The following is a 17,247-nucleotide window of genomic DNA, read 5'->3' on the forward strand; positions in this document are numbered from 1 at the left end:
ATGAGCGAGAAGACACAGCCATCAAGCGGTTCGCGCCAGCGCATCGACAAGTGGCTGTTCTTCACGCGCATGATCAAATCGCGCTCGCTGGCGCAGGCCCATGTTCAATCCGGGCATGTGCGCATCAACGGCGAGCGCGTTTCCCAGCCAAGTCACCAGATCAAGACCGGTGACAAGATCGAGCTCTCGCTCGACCGCCGCGAGTTCGTTCTAGTCGTCAAAGCGGGTGGCGCGCGGCGCGGCCCTTTCGAGGAGGCCCGCCTCCTCTACGACGACATCTCACCCTCCGCGCAAGACCGCAAACAGCTGACGCCCTACGAGCAGGCGACGCGCGATACGGGCGCTGGACGCCCGACCAAGAAAGAGCGCCGCGCAATCGACCGCCTGATGTCCGACGACGATTAGAAAATCCGTCTCCAAACTCGACGCTTTCGCGCTTTCTTTATCCTTGAAATCCGGCACTAAAGCCGATACTTCACAAGCAACTTGCCGGATGGCGTGGCGGTTCCCAAGACTGGTCATGTCCGTCTCCGGCCAGGGGAAAGGCGCGACGTTCCAGGTTGCCCGGCCCCGTCTGCGTGAAAATCCTGGAGTTCTTCATGACCTATGTCGTGACCGACAACTGCATTCGCTGCAAATATACCGATTGCGTTGAAGTCTGCCCCGTTGATTGCTTCTATGAAGGCGAGAATTTCCTCGCGATCAATCCTGACGAATGCATCGACTGCGGCGTCTGCGAGCCGGAATGTCCCGCCGAGGCGATCAAGCCGGATACCGAACCGGGCCTCGACAAGTGGCTGAAGATCAATGCCGAGTTCGCCAGCATCTGGCCCAACATCACCGTCAAGAAGGACGCGATGGACGGCGCCAAGGACGTGGATGGCGAGACCGGAAAGTTCGAGAAATACTTCTCGGAAAAGCCCGGCGCCGGCGATTGATCGCCCGTTGATACTATAGTCTGAGACAGGGGCGGAATCTGCCCAATCTCACGGCGGATATGCATGACTTATGGGGGCGACATGTGTTGCCCGCATGACTCATACGCAGTAAATTATTGATTTCCTCATATTTTTGTGGTAACTTTCACACACTGTTCCTTTTGCGGCATCAAGGATGCCCCAAACCACCACGAAAGCAAACAAATCCAAGCGCGATTTCCGTGACATATCATCATCTTGAGCTGTCACGCCCCAAGATTGCGTGTCTGAATATGCTTGCTTCTTCCCGGTGGGACCAGAAGTAAAGTCACCCGACGGATCCGACCGTCTCATCCGGGCCTGACTGACCCGGCTCCGGCCTTGGCCGGAAGCGTAACAGGGAGTTTTTGACAAGAATGACGATCCAGCAGAAAAAGCCTTCAGCAGCCCGCCATGGTTTCAAGACCGGTGAATCGATCGTGTACCCCGCTCATGGAGTCGGTACCATCACCGCCATCGAAGAGCAAGAAGTTGCCGGGATGAAGCTCGAACTTTTCGTTATCGATTTCGAGAAGGACAAGATGCGCCTGAAAGTGCCGGTCGCAAAGGCCATGAGCATTGGCATGCGCAAGCTTTCCGAGACGGATTTCGTCGAGCGTGCTTTGAAGGTCGTGCAGGGCAAGGCGCGCGTCAAGCGCACCATGTGGTCCCGTCGCGCGCAGGAATACGATGCCAAGATCAACTCCGGCGACCTGATCTCGATCGCTGAAGTCGTTCGCGACCTTTATCGTGCCGAAAACCAGCCGGAACAGTCCTATTCCGAACGCCAGCTTTACGAAGCAGCGCTTGACCGCATGGCGCGCGAAATCGCCGCCGTCAACAAGCTCTCGGAAACCGAAGCCGTCCGCCTCGTCGAAACGAACCTGAACAAGGGTCCGAAGCGCGGCAAGGCTGTGGAAGAAGACGAAGCAGAAGAGGAAGAAGCAGCCTGATCTCAGGCTTTCTTCTCACCAAAAAACCCGGCCATCGTGCCGGGTTTTTTTATTGGAACCTTTTCCACGGTCGCGCGTTTACACACTGTCACCACGGACTTCCGGGAGAAAGCAATTTCGCTGGAGGTCCGGTTTTCATGTCAGGATGCGACGAGGAGCGGATCATGCCTTCTACAAATTGCCGATTTGGCAACGTGAAGAAAACGGTCTGGGCTCGCGGCATAACCAGCACATAGCAGTAACTAGGGCCTCTCTCTGAGACGTCCAGAGTTAGAGGCCTTCATATCTTCCAGCCATGAATTTGATCCGGTCCGCAATGTCCGGAAGCAAGCCTTGTTTGCCCTTTTTCAGGGCTAAAAGTCTGAACTCAGGAGACCGATATGAAGAACATGTCTGCAGACCGGCGCATGATCAAGATCGCCATGGCGGCTCCCTATCTTGCCCGCGAGGAAGAACATGACCTCGCTGTCCGTTGGAAGCACAACGACGACCGCGGGGCACGCAACCAGATCGCAATGGCGCATATGCGCCTCGTCATTTCCATGGCCGCGAAATTTCGCAACTTCGGACTTCCCATGAGCGACCTCGTCCAGGAAGGCTATGTCGGCCTTCTGGAAGCAGCCGCCCGCTTCGAGCCGGAGCGCGATGTCCGCTTCTCCACCTATGCAAGCTGGTGGATCCGCGCCTCGATCCAGGATTACATCTTGCGCAACTGGTCGATCGTGCGCGGCGGCACCAGCTCGGCTCAGAAGGCGCTGTTCTTCAATCTTCGCCGCCTGCGCGCCAAGCTCGCCAAGGGTGACACGCAGCTGACGCTACAGTCGATCCACCAGGAAATCGCGGCAGCACTCGGCGTCAGCCTCTCCGACGTCCAGACCATGGATGCACGCCTTTCCGGCAACGACGCGTCGCTGCAGGCACCATCGGTGTCTGGCGATGCCGACAGCGCCGAGAAGATGGATTTCCTCGTCAGCAACGAGCCTCTGCCCGATGAACAGGTCACCAACATGATCGACGGCGAACGCCGCCGCGTGTGGCTGGCTTCCGCGCTCACCCATCTCAACGAACGCGAGATGAAGATCATCAGCGCCCGCCGCCTTGCCGAAGATGGTGCGACGCTGGAAGAGCTCGGCGCCGACCTCGGCATCTCCAAGGAGCGCGTCCGCCAGATCGAAAGCCGCGCCATGGAAAAGCTCCGGACAGCGCTCGTCAGCGCCGACCCGTACATGGCCGCGCATTAAGACATCCTCGAGATTACTCCCCAGTGATGCAACTGGCCCGGCGCAAGCCGGGCCTCTTTTTATTCCGAGATGATTTTCACACGATCGCCGGGTGCCACCGAGGCACCGGTCGGCAGGGCGTTGATCAGCTTGAACAGATCGAGCTTGCGATCCGTCCCCATCATCCGCGCCGCAAGCGTGGTGATGTTATCTCCAGGCTGCACCGTCAGCACACGCACCCGGAGTGGCTTCAGCGACGCGGCCTCGGCCGGCGTCATGCGCCGGAAGCTGGAGCGCAGCACGTCGGCGGTCGATTGCAGCGCGGTGCTTCCTTTCGGCACGGCCGTGAGGAAGCGGAAGATCTGCGAGTTGTTGCGCACGACAGTCACGTCGAAATCCCAGCGATCGGCACTGGCGCGCGCGGTGGCCGCCTCCATGCCGTTGACGGTGATCTGCTGGATGGTCGACGGATCGAGCCCGGTGACCCAGCCGCTTGAGATATAATTGGTCAGCGACTGGTTCTGATTGTCGGCCACGCCATCGAAGCGGATCGCGATATCGCCGGGACCGGTCGCCATGACCGCCTCGACCTTGTTGTCGATCTTGAAGTCCGGCGGCACGTCGAAGCGGATGCCGAGACCACCATGCAGGAAGGTCTGGCCGCGAACGTAACCCTCTTCCGGGCTATCGCCGTAGAGCAGGCCATCGATGCCGTCGAGATAATATCCGCGCCCGGTATCGCCGACCTTGCCCTCCTGGCCGAAGGCACGGGCGTGGTCGCGCGCAAGCTCGATGCGCTGCGCCGAGTTCGGATGGCTGGACAGGAAGTCCAGGCTCTGGTCGGCATCGGGATCAACAGACATGAAGCGGCTGTAGCCGGCCATGGAATCGAGGAAGCGGCTGGCGGCATAAGGATCGTAGCCGGCTTCGCCGAGCATGCGCACGCCGATGACGTCGGCCTGCAATTCCTGCTGGCGCGAGAAAGCGGCTAGGCGCAGCTTGCCGCGCGCCAGAGCCTGCTTGCCGGCGATATCGCTCGAAAGCACCTCGGCGACGACGCGGCTGGCGATCACTTCCGCCTCTTCGCGCTTCTGCCGCTCGATACCGTGATTGGCGGTGACGTGGCCCATTTCGTGCGACAGCACGGCCGCCACTTCCGACGCATCGTTCGCAAGCGCCAGAAGACCGCGCGTGACATAGAGATAGCCGCCAGGCAGCGCGAATGCGTTGATCGCGGGCGAATTCAGGATGGTGATGCGATAGGACTGGCTCGGATTTTCCGACACTGCCGTCAGCGCGCCGGCAATACGCGCCACCAGACGCTCGGTCTTGGCGTCCTTATACTCGCCGCCATAGCTGGCCACGATGCGCGGGTGCTCGCGCGCGCCCATGGCGGCACGCGGATCGTTCTTCTGCACCTCGTCGACAATCTGCGGATTGGAGGAAGGGCCGACACTGGGCTGATAGGATTGTTCGAGCGCCGACTGACAGCCGTAGAGCGCCACGGTGGAGGCGGACAGGATCGACGCCCGTCGCGCCCAGCGGCACGCTGCGAAGAACACATCACTGGAAGGCGCGGGCAGTTTCCACGTCGTCATGCGGTCCAGTCTGGCTCTCCGAGTCATCGCGCTTCTCGGCCGGCTCGCCGTCATGGCGCCCCGGTCGTCTTCATCAAGGTTCAACAGGCGTACGCCCCCGTTTCCGCAGTGCACAATCGAGGGCCCAAGTCTTTGCTTTAGCTGATTTCCGCATCGGTTGCATAGCGAGACTCTGCCTAAATATGGCGGCTTTATACTTTAGCAAGCCTAACGTGGTTAAGGAGTTCTCTGGGTCGCCGCAAATTATGGCGAAAGTGCCGTTGTCTTGTTAAGATTCGTCGATCCGCAGAAATTGCCGCAGCGCGGAATTGTTCTCGCCGGTCGAAAACCGGTCGATCGGCGCCGCCACCGCGACCCTGCCCTGGTCGATGAAAATCGCATAGTCGGCAATCCGCCTGATCTCGTCGGCATCGTGCGACACGATCACGACAGTGTTGCCGCTGTCGCGGTGCATGGCCAGAAGCAACCCCGCCATGTCGCGCCGCAAGCTTGGATCGAGCGCGGCGAAGGGCTCGTCGAGCAAAAGGATGGGGCGCTGACGCACCAGCGCCCGGGCAAAGGCCACCCGCTGCCGCTCGCCACCGGAAAGCGTCGCCGGCATCCGCTTTTCAAAGCCTGACAGCCCGACCTTCTCGAGCGCCGACGTGATCGCCCGCCGATCGGCATCGCCAAGTTTCAGCGCCGGATGGATGCCGAGCCCGATATTGGTGAAGACATCGAGATGCGCAAAGAGGTTGTTGTCCTGAAACACCAGCGACACGGGCCGCTCCGCCGGATGCTGATGGCCGATATTCTTCCCGTCAAACAGGATCTGACCTGCATCCGCCGTGTCAAAACCGGCCAGCAGATTGAGGAAGGTCGACTTGCCCGCGCCCGATGCGCCGGTGACGCCAATGACGGCGCCCTCAGGCAGCGCGCAATCGAACAGGAATGAATTCTGGCCCAGCCGCAGCGTCACGCCGCGCATCTCGATGGCATCAGTCATGCGATAGCGCCTCCCGCTTCGGTTCATCCGCCAGCCCCGAGCCCATCGTGCCCGAAATCGTCAATAGCAGGCAGATCACGCCGAGGATCAGCGCCAGCCCATCCGCATCATTGGTGCGATAGCTCCCGAGGCTGGAATAGACCAGCCATGGCAGCGTCACGAAACTATCCGAACCGAACAGCGCGACGGCACCGAGATCGCCCAGCGACAGCGCCATGGCGAAGGAGAGCGCCGTCAGCACCGGCTTGCGCAGATCCGGCCACGAAATCAGCCGCAGCTTGGCGAGGCCGGAGATGCCGAGGCTCGCGCTCAGCCGCTGCGTACGGCGCTGGTGGATTGCATAGGCCGGCTCCAGCACCCTGACGACAAAGGGCATCGCCATCAGCGCGTTGATGGCGACGACGAGCACCGGCGCCACGACATTGACGTCACCGACATCACGCGCCGCTAGGAACCAACCCGTGGCGAGAACGATGGGCGGGAAGAGCAGCACGAGGGACGAGGCCGCACCCATGGCGGCAAGGAAGGACCCCGCGCCGCGCCGTGCTCTCTTCTCAAGCGAAAGCGTATGGCGCGCACGCACAAGCGGCATCGACAGAATGAGCGACAGCAGGGCCGACGAGAGCGCCATCACGCCGCTGGTGGCAAGCGCCCTCCAGAAGATCGCTTCGCCGACGAGCTTCACTAGATCGGCGCGCAGGCCGGCGATGACGACGAAAAGCAGCGGCAGGCCGAGAAACAGCACCGCCAGCGTGAGAAGCGCGCGATCGGCGATCCATGCACCGAACAGCGTGCCATCGGGCCGCCGGATCGTGCGGCCCGCCGTCAGCCCCGCATCTCCTGATGCCGGCAGCAGCGACAGAATGCCGAGCACCACGGCCGTCAGCGCGATCTGCAGCAGGGACAAGCCCACGGCGCGGCCGGGATCGAAATCGAAGCGCAGCGACTGGTAGATCGCCACCTCGATCGTGGTCGCCGCCGGTCCGCCGCCGAGCATCAGCACCAGCGTGAAGCTGGTGGCGCAGAGCATGAAGATCAGCCCCGCCACGCCCGGTATGACGGAGCGCAGCACCGGCCACTCGATGAAGCGGAAGACGGAAACCGGCCGCATGCCGAGGCCGCTCGCCACCAGCCAGTATTCGCCCGGCACCCGCTCCAGCGCCGCCAGCATCAGCCGGCAGGCGAGCGGCAGGTTGAAGAACACATGCGCGAGCAGAATGCCCGACAGCCCATAGATGCTGACGGGTTGATCGATCCCCGCCCATGACAGCATCGTGTTGACGACGCCCTGCCGGCCCCAGATACCGATCAGGCCGAGCGCGCCGATCAGCACCGGCAGCCCCATCGGCACCGCCATGAGCCGGATGATCCAGATGCGACCGACAAATCGCGGCTGCCGCGCCAGCGCCCGTGCGACCGGAATGGCCAGCACGACAGACAGCAGCGTCGAAAGCGCCGCCTGCAGAAGCGTGAAGCGCAGAACGCGCAGGATGTATGGATCGGAAACGATCGCGCCGACGGGCATGCCATCGGTGGAGATCAGCAGGGACAGCGTCGCGACCGTCACGAAGACGATGATCGCGGCGAGGCTAAGCGCCCCGCCAGCCAGCGCGTATCGTCTTTCGGACGGCGCAAGAAGCATCAATTCATGCTCATGGCGGCCAGCCACTCGTCGATCCAGGCCTTGCGGTTCTTGGCAACCTCATCCGAGCTCATTAGGAAGGTCTTCGACGGATTGACAAGCTTGCCGAAAGCATCCGGCAGCGGTTCCGAGGTCTTCGACACCGGCATCATCCAGTTGTTGGTCGGGATCGTGTCCTGGAAGCCTGATGTCACCATGAACTTCAGGAAGTCCTGCGCCAGCGCCTTGTCCGGCGCATTCTTCAGGAGGCCGGCAACCTCGATCTGGATGTAATGCCCTTCGGAGAATGCCGCTGCCTGGTAACGATCGGTGTTTTCCGAAACCATGTGATAGGCGGGCGACGTCGTATAGGAGAGCACCATCGGCGCCTCGCCCTTGGTGAACAGGCCATAGGCCTCCGACCAGCCCGGCGTCACCGTCAGCACGCGTTTCTTGAGCTTGGCCCAGGCTTCCGGCGCCTGGTCGCCATAGACCGACTTGACCCAGAGCAGCAGGCCGAGGCCCGGCGTAGAGGTGCGGGGATCCTCGATAACGATCTTCTGCGCGGGATCGCCGTCTACCAGTTCCTTCAAGCTCGCCGGCGGCGTCTTGATTGTCTGCGTGTCGTAGATCACGGCGAAATGGCCGTAGTCATAGGGCACGAAGACATCATCCTTGAAGCCGCCGGGGACCTTTAGCGCGCTGGTATCGACGCCGCTTGCATCGAACAAGCCGGTGGCCTTGGCTTCCGTGATGAGGTTCGTGTCGAGGCCGAGCACGACATCGGCCTTGGTGCCGGCACCTTCGAGCTTCAGACGCGACAGCAGTGCCACGCCATCCGCGACGCTGACGAAGTTGACCGTGCAGCCGCAGGTCTTCTCGAACGCGGCCTTTACCTTGGGACCGGGACCCCATTCGGAAGTGAAGCTCTCATAGGTGTAGATGGTGAGCGTCTTGTCGGCGGCGTGTACTGCCGTTGCCGAAAAGCCCGCCAACAGCATGGCAGCGCCGAGCGCATAGGTCTTGAAATGGGTCATGACACCTCTCCTCTAGGTTCATTGAAGGGGAAAAGGGCGGTGCCTGGTGTCACGCGTCTAATCCCTCCGCCGGTGTTAGCCGGATCAGGTTCCGCGGGTTGGCTTTTGCAAGCCTCTCAGCCAAGCATCCTGAAGATACGAGGCACCCCGTTAGAGCGTCGCAAGGTGTATATCCGTAGCCGGCGTCTGGCAAGAGCGGACGTCGGCCAGGGTTCGTCAGGCAGATTCGTCGGCTATTCGGCGGCCGCTTTTGCGGGCGCCGCACCGGTGCGCGGCAATTGCACCGGCTTCAGCATCAGTGCCGCGAGCAGGCCGATGAAGGCAATGAGACACGAGGTCAGGAACAATGGCACGAAGGCGCTGGCATAGGCATCTGCCACCGCCTGGCGCGCGGCTTCCGGCAAGGCCGCCATCATCTTCGGCGTCAGCTGCTCGATATTCTCAACGCCGGGGATGGACGCTCCCGTCCGACCGAGCTGCGAGCCGATGATCGCGCCGTAGATGGAGATGGCGATCGAGGCTCCGCCCATGCGCGACAGCGTTACCGATCCGGTCGCCGCCCCGACATCGCGGGCAGGCGCCGCGTTCTGCACGCCGATGATCGGCACCTGCTGCGCGAGGCCGATACCGATGCCGTGCACCGCCATGATCGCGCCGATGATCAGCACGGGTGTTCCGGCATGCACCTGCGACAGCAGCGCGAAGGCGACAGTGCCGAAGGAGAGGCTGGCGACGGCGAACGGCTTGTAGCGTCCCGTCGCCGAAATGAACCGCCCGGCCGACAGCGAGCCGCATACGATGCCGCCGGTGAGCAGAATGAAGAGCGCACCGGCCGCCGATGGCGACAGGCCTGTGGTCGTCTGCAGGAACAGTGCGAAGTAGTTGACCATGCCGATACCGATCGCGCCGCTCATGACCGACATGACCAAGAGCAGGCCGAATGTCGGGTTACGAAACAGCGACAACGGAACGATCGGCTCAGCGGCGCGCCGCTCCACCAGCACCCAGGCAATGGCGCAGACGATGCCGAGCGCGATGATCGCAAGATTGCCCGGCGCGACCAGCGAGCCGAAAAGCTGGCTGCCATCGGCGGCAAGCACGATGCAGCTTGTGGTCATCGCCAAGAGCAGCGCGCCGGCGTAATCGATCTTCGGGCGGCGGTTCGGCTTGCGATAGGGCAGCATGAAGGCCAGCCCGGCGATCACGATCGCGCCGATCGGCACATTGACGAGAAAGATCGAGCGCCAGCCGAACAGATCGCTCATCGCGCCGCCGAGGACAGGACCAATGGCGCCGGATGCCATCAGCACAAGGCTGGAATAGCTCTGGTATTTCGCCCGCTCGCGCGGCTCGAAGAGATCCGCATTGACGGCGAAGATCGACACCATGATGCCGCCGCCGCCGAGCCCCTGCAGCACGCGCGCCGCGATGAGCGTATCCATCGACACGGCCAAGCCGCACAGCGTCGAGCCCACGGTGAAGATGATGATCGCCGCCATCATCACGTATTTGCGCCCGAAGAGATCTCCCAGCTTGCCGTAGAGCGGCATGACGGCGCTGACGGCAAGGAGATAGGCCGAGCCGATCCAGCCGAACCGCTCGATCTGCCCGAACTCGCCGACGATGGTGGGAAGCGCGGTGGCGACGATCTGGTTGTCGAGCGTGGCCATGAAAAGCGCGGCCATCAGGAAAAGAAAGAGAATGAGCCGGCGACGGGGATCCGTGACCAGGGGCTGCACGGCAACTTGCATGTTCATCGGGTGATCTTTCAGGGTTTCGTCGCATTTATGTGCTATCAGCATATAAATGTCAATGTCACATAAATGACATCGGCATGTTTTCTTGCGCGACAGTTCCTGCTATCGTCCCACACATGAATGACACCGCAGAAGAAACCCGCGAGCCGGACGCCGCGATTGAGGACATCGTGCATATCGGGCAAAGCATGACCCGTATGCGGATGATAACGGGGCGGCGCCTCATCGCCCGCCTCGCCATCGCCAAGGTGGCGCCGGATATCGAGCTCTCGCATCTCGACGTGCTCGATGCCGTCATGCGCGCCTCCGAACAGGGAGAGGTCACTGTCGGCACCATAGCCGAGGCCATGCGCATCGACCCCTCGCGCGCCAGCCGCATCGTCGCCGATATGGTGGGCAGAAACGTCCTGCAGCGCGCCGCCTCGCAGCAGGATGCAAGGCGCATCCTCGTGGAGGTCACGCCTTTCGGTCAGCGGCTCCTGCAGGAACTGAAGGCCCAGAAGCTCGCCATTATCAAGGACGTGATTGCCGATTGGTCGGCGGAAGAGGCGGAAGCCTTCGCCGGGCTGTTCGACAAGTTCATGGGTGGTTTCGAGCGCGTGTTCGCCGTCAAGGACAAGAACCTGCCACCTGCGCCAAGCCTGTCAAAATAAGCGCACGAATTGATCTGAATCAATCTATTGATTGGCGTCATTTCCTAAAGCTCTGCTGGACGTAAAATTCAGGAGAGAATCAGTGAACCCCCGCCATTTCAAACTCAAAGCCATTTTTGCTGCCGCCGCCCTCGCCAGCGCCGCATTTCCGGCTATGTCCGCCGACCTGACCCAGCCGACCGCGGCTCAGGAAGCAACGCAGGGCCCGAGCCCCTGGATGATCCGCCTGCGCGCGCTAGGCGTTATCACCCAGGATTCCGGCTACGTTGGCGGCGTCGCGGGATCGGATCTCTCCTATTCGGACACCGTCGTTCCTGAATTCGACGTCACCTACTTCTTCACCGACAACATCGCCGCCGAACTCATTCTCGGCACGACCTTCGCCAACGTCACCGGCGAAGGCTCGATCGACGGGCTCGGCAAGGTCGGCAAGACCTGGCTGCTGCCGCCGACCGTCACGCTGCAGTATCACTTCAACGATTTCGGCAACTTCAAGCCCTATGTCGGCGCCGGCTTGAACTACACCATCTTCTACAACGAGAAGGGCAAGAGCGCCCAGAGCCTCGATATCGACAACACCTTCGGCGTCGCGCTCCAGGCCGGCTTCGACTACATGTTCGACGAGCACTGGGGCCTCAACGTCGACGTCAAGAAGATCTTCCTGCGTCCCGATTTCAACGTGAACGTCGGCGGCACCGACATGACCGGCAAGGCAAAGCTCGATCCCTGGCTGATCGGCGCCGGTGTGACCTACCGGTTCTAAGCGCGGTCTTTCGCCGAGAAACGCTTGAGGGCGCGGACAAACCATGTCCGCGCCCTTTCCCTTTTCCTCCGCTTTGCGCTATGGGCAATGCCCATGAGCCAATCCACCTTCACCATCCTGCTCGGCGGCGAGCTGCACATGACGGAGCGCCTTCGCGCCGCCGTATCCGGCAGCCGTTTCATCGCGGCCGATGGTGGCATGCGGCACGCGCTGGCGCTCGATGTCAGGCCGGAGCTCTGGGTTGGCGATTTCGATTCCACGCCGGATGATTTGACGGCCGCTTTCTCCGATATCCCGAGAAAACCCTACCCCGCTGCCAAGGCCGCCACCGATGGCGAGATCGCCGTGTCTGAGGCGATCGCCCGCGGCGCAACGCGGCTTATCCTCGTGGGCGCCCTCTCAGGCGACCGTTCAGACCACGCGCTGCAGCACCTGCTCTACGCCGTCAGCCTCGCCGAAACCGGCCTCGATGTGCTGCTCACCTCGGGCACGGAGGAAGCCGTGCCGCTGATCGCCGGCAGCATCACGCTCGATCTGCCGAAGAACAGCCTGTTTTCCGTTCCCGCCTTCAGCGAGCTCAACGGCCTCTTTATCGAGAACGCCCGCTACCCGCTCAGCGATTTCCATTTGCCCTTCGGCTCGTCGCGCACCATTTCCAATGTCGCGGAAGGCCCCGTGCGCTTCTCGCTTGAAAGCGGCCGCGCCATCGTGCTCGCCCGCCCTTACGATCTTTCCGGAGTCTGATTTTTGGCGCCCCCTATCCTTAAACTCGACGATATCTTCCTGAGCTTCGGCGGCGCGCCGCTTCTGGCGGGTGCTGCCCTGCAGGTGGAGCCCGGCGACAAGATCTGCCTTGTCGGCCGCAACGGCTCCGGCAAGTCGACGCTCCTGAAGATCGCCGCGGGCATGGTCGAGGCGCAGTCCGGCGAAGTGTTCCGCCATCCGTCGTCGACCGTGCGCTATCTCGAGCAGGCGCCCGATTTCGCCGGCTACAACACGGTGCAGGCCTATGCGGAAGCTGGCCTCGGGCCGGGCGACGATCCCTACCGCGTCACGTATCTTCTGTCGCATCTCGGCCTCACCGGCGAGGAAGACCCGAAGAACCTCTCCGGCGGCGAAGCGCGCCGCGCGGCGCTTGCCCGCGTTCTCGCGCCAGAGCCCGACATCCTGCTCCTGGACGAGCCGACCAACCATCTCGATCTCCCCACCATCGAGTGGCTGGAAGGCGAGCTGCAGAAGACCCGCAGCGCGCTGGTGCTGATCTCGCACGACAGGCGCTTCCTCGAAAAAGTCTCGACCGCCACCGTCTGGCTCGACCGCGGCACCTCGCGCCGCCTCGACCGCGGCTTCGCGCATTTCGAGGCCTGGCGCGACCAGGTGTTGGAGGCCGAGGAAATGGAACAGCACAAGCTCGGCAAGGCGATCGAGCGCGAGGAGCACTGGCTGCGCTATGGCGTTACAGCGCGCCGCAAGCGCAACATGCGCCGCCTCGGCGAGCTGCAGACGATGCGCGCCAGCTATCGCGGCCACAAGGGTCCGCAGGGCACCGTGCAGGCCACCGTCTCCGACGCGCAGGAATCCGGCAAGCTCGTCATCGAAGCCGACAAGATCACCAAGACCTATGGCGAGCGCCCGATCGTCACGCCGTTTTCGATCCGCGTCCATCGCGGCGATTGCATCGGCCTCGTCGGCCCGAACGGCGCCGGCAAGACGACGCTCCTGAAAATGCTGACCGGCCAGCTGGCGCCCGATACCGGCATCATCAAGCTCGGCACCAATCTGGAGATCGCCACGCTCGACCAGAAGCGTGAAGACCTCAACCCCGAGGACACGCTGGCGCACTACTTGACCGACGGACGCGGCGAGAACCTGCTTGTCAACGGCGAGCAGCGCCACGTCACCGGCTACATGAAGGAATTCCTGTTCCAGCCGGAGCAGGCCCGCACGCCGATCAAGAACCTCTCTGGCGGCGAACGCGCCCGCCTGATGCTCGCCCGCATGCTGGCGCGGCCGTCCAACTTGCTGATCCTCGACGAACCGACCAACGACCTCGACATCGAGACGCTGGACCTGCTGCAGGAGGTCGTCGCCGGCTTCCCGGGCACCGTCATCCTCGTCAGCCACGACCGTGACTTCCTCGACCGCACCGTGACCTCGACCATCGCGCCCGCTGTTCCCGATGCGCCCGATGGCCGCTGGATCGAATATGCCGGCGGCTATTCCGACATGCTGGCGCAGCGCAAGGGTGCTGCCGACGAGCGCAAGAAGGCGGAGAAAGCCGAGAAGGCGAAAGCGCAGGATGCGGCCCCTACCGCCGAAGCGCCGAAGGGCAAGGGAAAGCTCTCCTTCAAACAGAAGTTCGCGCTCGAAAACCTGCCCAAGGAGATGGCCAAGGCCGAAGCCGAGATCGCCAAGCGCGAGGAAAAGATGGCCGACCCCAACCTCTTCTCCAAGGACCCCACGACCTTCAATCGCCTGGCCGCCGAGATGGAGAAATTCCGCGACAGCCTGGTGAAGATGGAAGAAGAGTGGCTGGAACTCGAAATGCTCCGGGAAGAGCTGGAGGGCTGATCGCCCTCTACGCCGCCGAAAGCTGAGCCTCGATCGCCGCCTTGTCGACGATCGACCACACGTTGGCGATCTTGCCCTCGGCAAATTCGTAGAACACGTTCTCGGAAAACGAGATTCGCCTGCCGTTGACGGGCAGGCCGAGGAATGTGCCTTGCGGGCTGATGTCGAAATTCAGCCGGCTGGCCACCGTGGTGTCATCGGCGATCAGAATCTGAACGTCGAAATGGAGGTCGGGTATCGCGCAAAACTCGGCCTCACGCGCCTGCCGATAGCCATCGAGGCCAACCATTTGGCCGTTATAGCGCACGCCCTGCCCGACATAGGTGCCGAGGCTTTCCCAATCCTGGGAATTCAGGCAGTCGATATAGGCGCGATATACGTCAGCAAGTCTTGTCTCCGGCATTCGAGCACTCCTGCCCATTGGCGATATCCTGCCAGATAGTTCCCGTCGCCGAGCCGGAAACCCTCACATTTCATTGATTGGCCAGCGTCGAGACCTCGTGCCTAAGCTCCCAAAGGCTCCCGCCCCCGGAGCCAAGAGGAGAAAACCCATGTCTCGCTATCTGATTACCAGCCATGCCGCGGCGCTTGCCGTCGGCATTCTTCTGAGCACGTCGCAGATCACATCGGCGGCTGATGCGCAGCGCGTGCGCGTCCGTGGCGATATCGCCAGCCTTTCCGGCGACACGCTCGTCGTCAAGACCCGCGAGGGCGCCGATCAGACCATTGCGCTGAAGCCGGAATGGAAGGTCGGCGGCATCAAGAAGGCGTCGGTCGAGGACATCAAGCCCGGCGATTTCGTCGGCATCGCCTCGCTGCCCAAACAGAACGGCGGCGATGGCGCGCTCGAGGTGCTGATCTTTCCGGCTGCCATGAAAGGCACCGGCGAAGGCAGCCGCCCCTGGGATTTGAAGCCCAACAGCAGCATGACCAACGCGACCGTCGCCAAGGCGGTCAAATCCGTCGATGGCCACACCGTGACGCTGACCTATCAGGGCAAGGAAAAGACCATCTCGATATCAGACGATACGCCGATCGTGACCTTCACCGCCGCGCATAAGTCGGACCTGACGCCGGGCGCGCATGTCATCGTCATGGGCGAGAAGGCAGCGGACGGAACGGTCTCCGCGGCACAGGTCACGGTCGGCACCAACGGCATCGTCCCGCCGATGTGATCCCGGTCGAAGCGATCAGAGTGCTGGCGCCGGCGTGTTCGGCGCCTTGTCCGCAACCTTGTTTTCGTCGGGCTTGGCGGCAAGCGCTTCGAGATGCAGCACGCGCGGATGGAAGGCCTCGATATAGGCGTCGGAGCGGCCGATATAGATCATCGTCGCATCCGGCATCGCCTCGAGCACCTTCATCATCGTCGACTGCCATTCGGGCTCCATGCCCTCGAGCACTTCGTCGAAAACCATCCATTGCGGCCGCACCAGCAACAGCCGAGCGAAGCCGATAGCCCGCTGTTCATCGGCATCGAGCAGCTTGTCCCAGCGCGCGCGCGTGTCCAGGCGGGCAACGAGATTGTGTAGCCCCGCCTTTTCGAGCGCCGCCACCACATCATCGTTCTTGTAGGTGTCGGCGGCAGCAGGAAACGCCAGCGCTTCGCGCAAAGTACCACCCGGAATATAGGCCGATTGCGGCACGAACAGCATGTCGTCTGTCGGTGGCAGGCCGATCTTGCCGCTGCCGCACGGCCACAGTTCCGACATCGCCAGGAACAGCAGCTTGCGATTGACGTTGTGATCGCCGTTGATCATCACCTTCTCGCCGGCCTTGATGGTGACGCTGCCCTCATGCAGGCGGAAGCCGCCGCACTGGTCGATCTCCTCGTCCATCTTGGTAGCGATGGTCACATCCTCGAGCGTCAGCGTACCCGGCGCGCTGCGCTCATAGGCGATCGTTTCCTTGAGATCGACATCGTCGCCCATGGTGGTCAAGGCCTGGCGGAAATCGGTGACGCGCATCAAGGTTGCGCGCCACTCGGCAATCGGGCCGAAGTTGGACACGTACCAGCGCAGCGCCGTATTGACCTGGTTGAAGGCGCCGACCGACATCATCAGCTGACCGAAGGTGAGGCCACCGGAGAAATAGGCGGGTGCGGCCACGATGATCGGAATGACGACGACGAGCCAGCCGTAACCAGCCGACACCCAGGTCAGATTGACGTTGGCCATCGCCAGCTTCTTGATGACGGCGAGAACGGCGCTGATGTCGGTGTTGATCCGCCCCCGCTCGTTCTCCTCGCCACGCGCAGCCGTGATCGCTGGAATGTTCTCGTTGGCGTGCATCAGCGCGAAACGCAGCTCGGCTTCCTTGGAGAAACGATCGGCATTGAGCTTGACGAGCTTGCGCCCGACAAGCTGGCTGAGCACCGAGGCGGACGCGGCGTAAAAGATCGCGGCCCAGACCATATAGCCCGGAATGGAAAAGGCGTATTCGCCGAAGCGGAAGACGAAGCCGCTTGACAGCTCCCAGAGAACGCCGATGAAGCTCACCAGCAGGATCGTCGATTGCACCAGGCCGATGACGAGCCCGGTCGTGCTTTCCGCCAGATTGCGAGCGTCCTCATGCAGGCGCTGGTCCGGATTGACACCGATCAGCCCGCTGGAGGCGAGCCTGAGCGCCCGCTTACGCTGCAGCCACTGGTCGACGAGGTCGCGCGTCAGCCCCTCGCGCATGTAGAGCGCCGTCATCTGGTTCAACCAGGCCTGCACCACGTTGAGCAGCAGCAGCATGCCGGCGATCAGCGCGAAAATCTTCAGCTGGTGGAAGAACCCCGGCAGGTCGCGCCGCGAGATGGCGTCGTAAAATGGCGCGTTCCACTGGTTGAGGATAACAGTGGCATAGGCTGTCGCCAGAATAATCCCGATCAGCGCCGTCGAGAGAATGAGCACCGGCGCACGCACCCTGGAATGCCAGAATGCCGAAAACATCACCTTGAGCCGGAAGATCAGGCTGAGATCATACCCTACCCGGTCCTGCCCCTGGATGCTCGGTCTGCTTTTGACGTCCTCTGCCATCATGCTTCCTTACGCGTATGTAGCACCTGAATAGCACCGTGAGTCAGCCTGTCCAGCAACAGTTTCTAGCATCAGGTAATGCGCGAGTTACCTCGGCAAATAGGTGACGCCGC

The 17,247-nt window shown here is 62.2% G+C and carries 16 protein-coding genes and 1 riboswitch; of the genes, 9 read left to right on the plus strand and 7 right to left on the minus strand.

The features are described from left to right. The 4 genes from QTL96_RS30325 (at position 1) to QTL96_RS30340 (ending at position 3,150) form a co-directional block, all read left to right on the plus strand. Positions 1-405: an RNA-binding S4 domain-containing protein gene (locus QTL96_RS30325; protein ID WP_289730337.1), complete on the plus strand. Its 405-nt coding sequence runs from the start codon at positions 1-3 to the stop codon at positions 403-405. A gap of 194 nt (positions 406-599) precedes the next feature. Further along, on the plus strand, positions 600-938 hold the full coding sequence (fdxA, locus tag QTL96_RS30330; RefSeq protein ID WP_026283614.1) for a ferredoxin FdxA: 339 nt from the start codon (positions 600-602) through the stop codon (positions 936-938). Positions 939-1,333: 395 nt separating this feature from the next. Beyond that, a complete protein-coding gene (locus tag QTL96_RS30335) occupies positions 1,334-1,909 on the plus strand; it encodes a CarD family transcriptional regulator (protein ID WP_112425590.1) in 576 nt (191 codons plus the stop codon). Positions 1,910-2,289: 380 nt separating this feature from the next. Continuing rightward, a complete protein-coding gene (locus QTL96_RS30340) occupies positions 2,290-3,150 on the plus strand; it encodes an RNA polymerase factor sigma-32 (RefSeq protein ID WP_018901866.1) in 861 nt (286 codons plus the stop codon). Positions 3,151-3,209: 59 nt separating this feature from the next. Here QTL96_RS30340 and QTL96_RS30345 read toward each other — a convergent pair whose 3' ends face one another. From QTL96_RS30345 to QTL96_RS30365, 5 genes are all read right to left on the minus strand, one after another. Further along, positions 3,210-4,754 (minus strand): M48 family metalloprotease, encoded by a 1,545-nt coding sequence (locus tag QTL96_RS30345; RefSeq protein ID WP_026283613.1) that lies wholly within the window; start codon positions 4,752-4,754, stop codon positions 3,210-3,212. Between the two features lie 241 nt (positions 4,755-4,995). Next, entirely contained in the window at positions 4,996-5,712 is a 717-nt protein-coding gene (locus QTL96_RS30350; RefSeq protein WP_289730338.1) for an ATP-binding cassette domain-containing protein, read from the minus strand. Further along, positions 5,705-7,354 (minus strand): thiamine/thiamine pyrophosphate ABC transporter permease ThiP, encoded by a 1,650-nt coding sequence (thiP, locus tag QTL96_RS30355; RefSeq protein WP_289730453.1) that lies wholly within the window; start codon positions 7,352-7,354, stop codon positions 5,705-5,707. Before thiP ends, QTL96_RS30350 begins: the two co-directional genes overlap by 8 nt. Then, positions 7,354-8,334, minus strand: coding sequence for a thiamine ABC transporter substrate binding subunit (gene thiB / locus QTL96_RS30360; RefSeq protein ID WP_289730454.1), 981 nt, complete (start codon positions 8,332-8,334; stop codon positions 7,354-7,356). Before thiB ends, thiP begins: the two co-directional genes overlap by 1 nt. A gap of 80 nt (positions 8,335-8,414) precedes the next feature. Further along, positions 8,415-8,530, minus strand: a riboswitch (TPP riboswitch). Positions 8,531-8,603: 73 nt separating this feature from the next. Further along, positions 8,604-10,127, minus strand: coding sequence for an MDR family MFS transporter (locus tag QTL96_RS30365; RefSeq protein WP_289730339.1), 1,524 nt, complete (start codon positions 10,125-10,127; stop codon positions 8,604-8,606). 116 nt (positions 10,128-10,243) lie between these two features. Here QTL96_RS30365 and QTL96_RS30370 point away from each other — a divergent pair, with 116 nt between their 5' ends. The 4 genes from QTL96_RS30370 (at position 10,244) to QTL96_RS30385 (ending at position 14,114) form a co-directional block, all read left to right on the plus strand. Then, on the plus strand, positions 10,244-10,780 hold the full coding sequence (locus QTL96_RS30370) for a MarR family transcriptional regulator (RefSeq protein ID WP_112942676.1): 537 nt from the start codon (positions 10,244-10,246) through the stop codon (positions 10,778-10,780). A gap of 82 nt (positions 10,781-10,862) precedes the next feature. Continuing rightward, the gene (locus QTL96_RS30375) at positions 10,863-11,543 is read left to right on the plus strand and encodes an OmpW family protein (protein WP_289730340.1); all 681 of its coding nucleotides are present in this window, start codon (positions 10,863-10,865) and stop codon (positions 11,541-11,543) included. Between the two features lie 87 nt (positions 11,544-11,630). Continuing rightward, positions 11,631-12,287 carry a thiamine diphosphokinase gene (locus QTL96_RS30380; protein ID WP_289730341.1) on the plus strand — a complete coding sequence of 219 codons (657 nt, stop codon included), beginning with the start codon at positions 11,631-11,633 and terminating at the stop codon, positions 12,285-12,287. Positions 12,288-12,290: 3 nt separating this feature from the next. After that, positions 12,291-14,114 (plus strand): ABC-F family ATP-binding cassette domain-containing protein, encoded by a 1,824-nt coding sequence (locus QTL96_RS30385; protein ID WP_289730342.1) that lies wholly within the window; start codon positions 12,291-12,293, stop codon positions 14,112-14,114. Between the two features lie 7 nt (positions 14,115-14,121). On the opposite strand, the gene QTL96_RS30390 is transcribed toward QTL96_RS30385, so the two are convergent. Beyond that, positions 14,122-14,517, minus strand: coding sequence for an ester cyclase (locus QTL96_RS30390; RefSeq protein ID WP_289730343.1), 396 nt, complete (start codon positions 14,515-14,517; stop codon positions 14,122-14,124). A 148-nt stretch (positions 14,518-14,665) separates the two neighbouring features. On the opposite strand from QTL96_RS30390, the gene QTL96_RS30395 reads away from it, so the two are divergent. Continuing rightward, the gene (locus QTL96_RS30395; RefSeq protein WP_289730344.1) at positions 14,666-15,289 is read left to right on the plus strand and encodes a DUF5666 domain-containing protein; all 624 of its coding nucleotides are present in this window, start codon (positions 14,666-14,668) and stop codon (positions 15,287-15,289) included. A 15-nt stretch (positions 15,290-15,304) separates the two neighbouring features. Here QTL96_RS30395 and QTL96_RS30400 read toward each other — a convergent pair whose 3' ends face one another. Next, a complete protein-coding gene (locus tag QTL96_RS30400; protein ID WP_112982836.1) occupies positions 15,305-17,134 on the minus strand; it encodes an ABC transporter ATP-binding protein/permease in 1,830 nt (609 codons plus the stop codon). Between the last annotated feature and the right edge of the window lie 113 nt (positions 17,135-17,247).

This window comes from Rhizobium sp. S163 (genome assembly GCF_030380805.1).
In the GTDB taxonomy this organism is placed as follows: Bacteria; Pseudomonadota; Alphaproteobacteria; order Rhizobiales; family Rhizobiaceae; genus Rhizobium.

Bases quoted from the DNA above. Each gene is read 5' to 3' on its own strand.
- thiB (WP_289730454.1), bottom strand. From the start codon at position 8,334: ATGCTGTTGGCGGGCTTTTCGGCAACGGCAGTACACGCCGCCGACAAG.
- QTL96_RS30325 (WP_289730337.1), top strand. From the start codon at position 1: ATGAGCGAGAAGACACAGCCATCAAGCGGTTCGCGCCAGCGCATCGAC.
- QTL96_RS30370 (WP_112942676.1), top strand. From the start codon at position 10,244: ATGAATGACACCGCAGAAGAAACCCGCGAGCCGGACGCCGCGATTGAG.
- QTL96_RS30340 (WP_018901866.1), top strand. From the start codon at position 2,290: ATGAAGAACATGTCTGCAGACCGGCGCATGATCAAGATCGCCATGGCG.
- QTL96_RS30380 (WP_289730341.1), top strand. From the start codon at position 11,631: ATGCCCATGAGCCAATCCACCTTCACCATCCTGCTCGGCGGCGAGCTG.
- QTL96_RS30395 (WP_289730344.1), top strand. From the start codon at position 14,666: ATGTCTCGCTATCTGATTACCAGCCATGCCGCGGCGCTTGCCGTCGGC.
- QTL96_RS30365 (WP_289730339.1), bottom strand. From the start codon at position 10,127: ATGAACATGCAAGTTGCCGTGCAGCCCCTGGTCACGGATCCCCGTCGC.
- QTL96_RS30350 (WP_289730338.1), bottom strand. From the start codon at position 5,712: ATGACTGATGCCATCGAGATGCGCGGCGTGACGCTGCGGCTGGGCCAG.
- QTL96_RS30335 (WP_112425590.1), top strand. From the start codon at position 1,334: ATGACGATCCAGCAGAAAAAGCCTTCAGCAGCCCGCCATGGTTTCAAG.
- QTL96_RS30345 (WP_026283613.1), bottom strand. From the start codon at position 4,754: ATGACTCGGAGAGCCAGACTGGACCGCATGACGACGTGGAAACTGCCC.
- thiP (WP_289730453.1), bottom strand. From the start codon at position 7,354: ATGCTTCTTGCGCCGTCCGAAAGACGATACGCGCTGGCTGGCGGGGCG.
- QTL96_RS30390 (WP_289730343.1), bottom strand. From the start codon at position 14,517: ATGCCGGAGACAAGACTTGCTGACGTATATCGCGCCTATATCGACTGC.
- QTL96_RS30400 (WP_112982836.1), bottom strand. From the start codon at position 17,134: ATGGCAGAGGACGTCAAAAGCAGACCGAGCATCCAGGGGCAGGACCGG.
- fdxA (WP_026283614.1), top strand. From the start codon at position 600: ATGACCTATGTCGTGACCGACAACTGCATTCGCTGCAAATATACCGAT.